A 4,515-nucleotide genomic window follows, 5' to 3' on the forward strand; every position below is an offset into this window, starting at 1 on the left:
GGGGGACAAGAGTCTTCTCAAAGTCCCCCGACCTAAGGGGGATTTAGGGGGATCTCCGGGGAATTAACGGTGTTAACTGAACCGTATTGTGATAGAGAGGAGACGGCAGTGCCGTTTCCCTACCACGATCAATTGTAGGGACACGGCACTGCCGTGTTCTGGTTTCGGGTTATATTAATAATGACTAAAATCGACATTTCCCCCGCTAACAATTACTCCAACTCTCGCATTTTCCGCCTTGACAACTCCATCCAACAAAGCGGCCGCTGCTAACACTCCCGTCGGTTCCACAACTATCTTCATGCGTTCCCACATAAAAAACATTGTACTGCGAATTGCCTCTTCGGAAACTGTTGCCATATCATCCACATAATGCAGCACCAAAGGAAAGGTTAATTTACCCAAACACGGGGTGCGCGCGCCGTCAGCGATCGTATCCGGGTTAGTAACAGTTTGCAGGATTTTCGTGCGGAACGATCGCGCCGCATCATCTGCTTGTTCGGGCTCAACCCCAATTATCTTACACTTGGGAGACAAAGTTTTAGTGGCGATCGCACATCCCGACAGCAAACCACCGCCACCACAACAAACCAAAAGCAAATCTAACTCCCCAACTTCGGCGATTAATTCGAGCGCCGCCGTACCTTGTCCCGCAATCACCCGCGCGTCATCATAAGGAGGAATAATTGTCAAGTGTCGTTCTCTGGCAATCTGGGCAGTGAGTTCTTCGCGGGAAACTACAGTTCGATCGTACAAAACAATCTCGGCACCGTAGTCGCGAGTCGCTGCTTGCTTGACTTTCGGCGCATCGGCCGGCATAACAACAGTAGCAGGAATTTGTAGCAACTGTGCGGCAAGGGCGATCGCCTGCGCGTGATTTCCCGAAGAAAAAGTCAGCACTCCGTTCTGTTTTTCGGCTTCCGATAGCTGCATCAAAGCATTGGAAGCGCCCCGAAACTTAAACGAACCCGTGCGTTGAAAATTCTCGCACTTGAAAAATACCTGAGAATTCGTCCGCTTGTTGAAAGTTGCCGAAGTCAGTACCGGAGTCTTGAAAACCTTTCCATGCAAGCGTTTTGCCGCCGCCTGCACATCAGCAAAACAGACTTGCAAAGCATTTTTATCCGTAAGGTTGGCTGTCATCTTGTTTTTGCCTGGGGTGCTTCGGCGGGATTATATCATACATACAGTCAAAGCTTAATCAATTTTGATGATATGACATATCGGAAATAATTATCGATTGACTATTGCAACTAATTACCAAAAGCGTTGTAGGATAAGCTCAAGATTATTGCAATAAATTATCAAATAGTTTAGGTTAGGTGAGGAGAGCGATTGATGAATGCAAAGTTTAAAGTGCTAGCAAGCGCTAGCGCAGGCTTGTTGCTGTTAGCGGGTTTGACGGCGAATGCAGTTGGAATCGGGCAGAAGGCGATCGCGCAAACAACCGCAAAGGGCGATCCTCTTCCAAGGCTTCGCCAACGAGATTTAACAGCACAAGCTGCGATAACTCGCATTAGAATCGTATTTGCCAACCGCAGAGATGCTACAGACTTGCAAAATAAAGCCAATCAAGTAGCGCAAATACTATCCAAAGAAATGGGAATGCCCATTGATGCCGTCATCGGCGACGAAACAGCCGCTGTAGAAGCTTTGAGAGCCGACAGGGCAGATGTCGCATTTGTAGCAGGGCGCGCGGCATTAAAAGCAGAACAACTAGCCAAAGCGCGGATGTATTTAGCAGAAGTTCGCAGCGATTATTCCGGCGGAAATACCTACGATTCTGTATTTGTAGTGCGGCAAGATAGTCCGCTGCGCCCGAAAGGTTCAGCAAAGCAAACCCTCGAACAATTGAAAGGTAAAAAAATGGCTTTCACCTCTCGAACTTCCGGTTCGGGATTTATTTTTCCCGTTGGGGAATTGGTAGGTCAAGGATTAGTTTCAGGGCCCGATCGACTGGAAAGTTTTTTCGGAAATGTCACCTACGGCGACGGTTACGGCAGCGCTTTGCAATCAGTTTTAAGAGGTCAAGCAGAAATTGCAGCAGTTTCCGAATACGCTTTACTACCGCCTTGGATTACAGCAGAAGAAGGCAAGAAATTGCGAGTTTTGCAGCAGATCCCAGGAGTTCCAGCCCACGGAATTGTGATTGACGATAGTATTCCGGCACCAATGCGTGAAAAACTGATCGATGCTTTTATGAAAATGAACGAACCTGCAAACAATCAATTGTTCCGCAGTTTGTACAATTCCCAAAAATTGGTAAAAGTCGATCATGCGCGCCATTTAGCAACCTTGCGCCAAGCTTTGCAGCGCGCTAAACTCGAACCGTAAAATCAAGGTTCGTAGTGAGGACTTTAGTCCGCATAAATATCAGACGACTAAATTTATAACGTAAAATCAAGGTTCGTAGTGAGGACTTTAGTCCGCAGAAAAGCCGGACAAAAATCCTCGCACCGTAAAACAAAGGTTCGTAGTCATGAAGTTCGTCTGCAGAAAAAAAAAGGACTAAAGTCCTCACTACAAACCTATTTTATTGTTGGTAGTCATGAAGTTCGTCCGCAGAAAAAAGAAGGACTAAAGTCCTCACTACAAACCTATTTTATTGTTGGCAGTCATGAAGTTCGTCCGCAGAAAAAAGAAGGACTAAAGTCCTCGCTACGAACCTATTTTATAATAGCTGGTCGCCATGACATTGTTTGAGCCAAATTTGTTAATAAAGATTCCCCATGACAATAGAGTGTTGTAATTTAGAAACCGCTTATTCCCAATCGCTAAAACGCCCGATTTTGAATGGAATTGATTGCAAAATTAAACAAGGCGAATTCGTGGCGCTATTAGGTTTAAACGGTGCAGGAAAATCCACACTTTTGCGTTCATTTGTCGGATTAGCTCCCGTCAAAACCGGAGAAATTAGAATTAACGATACAGTAATAACTCCGCGGACATTGAGACGAATTCGGCGCGATATTGGCTTGATTTTTCAAGGTGGCGGCTTGATTAAACAGCTACCTGCGATCGACAATGTGCTGTGTGGTTGCTTGGGAGGATTGAATACTTGGGAGACTCTGTGGGGTTTTCCGAAGCAAAAGCGCGATCGAGCTTTTGACCTACTCGCAGACTTCGGACTCAAAGACCTAGCATACCAAAAAACCGGACTGCTCAGCGGCGGACAACAGCAAAAAGTAGCTATTGCGCGCGCCCTAATCCAATCTCCGCAGATTTTACTCGCAGACGAACCCACCACCGGATTAGACGTAATCGCCGCCCAACAAGTAATGGAAATCCTCGCCCAACTCCATCAAAAACAAGGCATGACCGTAGTCGTAGTATTGCACGACTTGGGAATGGCCAGCATTTATCCCAAAAGAGCGATCGTCCTAGATGCCGGTCAGATCGTCTATGATGGCAAATGTCAAAACCTGTCCGACAAATTCAGCAAACCAACACCACCCAAAGTAGAAGTCTAAACCCCTCTCTTCTCCCCTCTTCCAACGCGAGCTTAGCGTCTTCGCGGTTCATTAATCCAAAAATCACCCCAATGACCGAAAACAACTCACCTAACTTATCAAAAACCTATAGCTGGATCAAAAATCTCGGTATCGCAGCAGGTTTAATTATACTATACGGTTGGGCGCTGCGGGGATTAGAAATTGATACCGCAACTTTGGTCAACAGTTTGCCTTACATGACAGATTTTATCTCGCGCTTGTGGCCGCCAAATCTCGAAATTATCGACGTAGCAATTAAGGCCTTAATCGAGACAGTTCAAATGTCGCTGTGGGGAACCACAATCGGTGCGATTATTTCCGTACCAATTGCAATTTGCAGCGCCCACAATATAGCACCAAAGTGGTTGCAGTGGCTAGCTAATTTATTGCAAAATGCGGTGCGATCGGTTCCTTCAATTGTCCTGGGATTGCTGTTTGTATCGGCGACTGGTTTGGGCGCGCCGGCGGGTACTTTGGCGCTGGCAATTTATACTATAGGCTATCTTGCTAAATTTTATCAGGAGGCGATCGAGTCTGTGGAAGCGCGATCGATCGAATCGTTGCAAGTGGCGGGTGCATCTTGGCTGCAAGTGGCGCAATACGGCATTTTCCCGCAAGTGTTGCCGCTAGCGCTGGGCTACACGCTGTGGATGTTTGAATACAACATTCGCGCCGCTTCGGTGTTGGGAGTTGTGGGCGCCGGCGGCATTGGTTTTGAGTTGGTGAATTACATCCGCTCTTTTGAATACAACAAGGCTACTACGATGATGTTGGTGCTGTTAGTTGTCGTGACTGCGATCGATGTAATTAGCAGTAAATGGCGGCAGAGATTGGAAACGAAGTAAGAATAATTATTCAAAATCATTCAACAGTAATAGAGACGGCGGTTGAAACCGCTTCTACACAGACGAAACTCACCTCCGTGGGTTGAAGAGTTAATTTTCTAAGAGTCGATCGCACATTTCCCAAAAAATCAATCAAATTACTCGTAGGGGCTCTCGCATTTGGGCGACAATTTAGAACA

5 protein-coding genes are annotated in these 4,515 nt (G+C 46.5%); 4 read left to right on the top strand and 1 reads right to left on the bottom strand.

The genetic code is table 11. From position 1 onward, the window contains the following. Positions 1–174: 174 nt before the first annotated feature. Positions 175–1,143 carry a threo-3-hydroxy-L-aspartate ammonia-lyase gene (locus tag QT974_RS31440; protein ID WP_333472297.1) on the bottom strand — a complete coding sequence of 323 codons (969 nt, stop codon included), beginning with the start codon at positions 1,141–1,143 and terminating at the stop codon, positions 175–177. A 195-nt stretch (positions 1,144–1,338) separates the two neighbouring features. On the opposite strand from QT974_RS31440, the gene QT974_RS31445 reads away from it, so the two are divergent. The 4 genes from QT974_RS31445 to phnE all read left to right on the top strand — a co-directional run bounded on the left by QT974_RS31445 (position 1,339) and on the right by phnE (position 4,336). Continuing rightward, complete coding sequence (locus QT974_RS31445) at positions 1,339–2,334, top strand: phosphate/phosphite/phosphonate ABC transporter substrate-binding protein (RefSeq protein WP_333472298.1); 996 nt, start codon at positions 1,339–1,341, stop codon at positions 2,332–2,334. A gap of 78 nt (positions 2,335–2,412) precedes the next feature. Next, a complete protein-coding gene (locus QT974_RS31450; protein WP_333472299.1) occupies positions 2,413–2,703 on the top strand; it encodes a hypothetical protein in 291 nt (96 codons plus the stop codon). A 26-nt stretch (positions 2,704–2,729) separates the two neighbouring features. After that, a complete protein-coding gene (locus tag QT974_RS31455) occupies positions 2,730–3,470 on the top strand; it encodes a phosphonate ABC transporter ATP-binding protein (RefSeq protein WP_333472300.1) in 741 nt (246 codons plus the stop codon). Between the two features lie 71 nt (positions 3,471–3,541). Beyond that, positions 3,542–4,336 carry a phosphonate ABC transporter, permease protein PhnE gene (gene phnE, locus QT974_RS31460; RefSeq protein ID WP_333472301.1) on the top strand — a complete coding sequence of 265 codons (795 nt, stop codon included), beginning with the start codon at positions 3,542–3,544 and terminating at the stop codon, positions 4,334–4,336. Positions 4,337–4,515 lie beyond the last annotated feature (179 nt).

Origin of the sequence: Microcoleus sp. BM001215392, from assembly GCF_036700185.1 — a bacterium.
Lineage (GTDB): Bacteria > Cyanobacteriota > Cyanobacteriia > Cyanobacteriales > Microcoleaceae > Microcoleus.

Excerpts from the sequence above, each read along its gene's own strand:
- QT974_RS31440 (WP_333472297.1), bottom strand. The coding sequence starts at position 1,143 with ATGACAGCCAACCTTACGGATAAAAATGCTTTGCAAGTCTGTTTTGCT.
- QT974_RS31455 (WP_333472300.1), top strand. The coding sequence starts at position 2,730 with ATGACAATAGAGTGTTGTAATTTAGAAACCGCTTATTCCCAATCGCTA.
- QT974_RS31445 (WP_333472298.1), top strand. The coding sequence starts at position 1,339 with ATGAATGCAAAGTTTAAAGTGCTAGCAAGCGCTAGCGCAGGCTTGTTG.
- phnE (WP_333472301.1), top strand. The coding sequence starts at position 3,542 with ATGACCGAAAACAACTCACCTAACTTATCAAAAACCTATAGCTGGATC.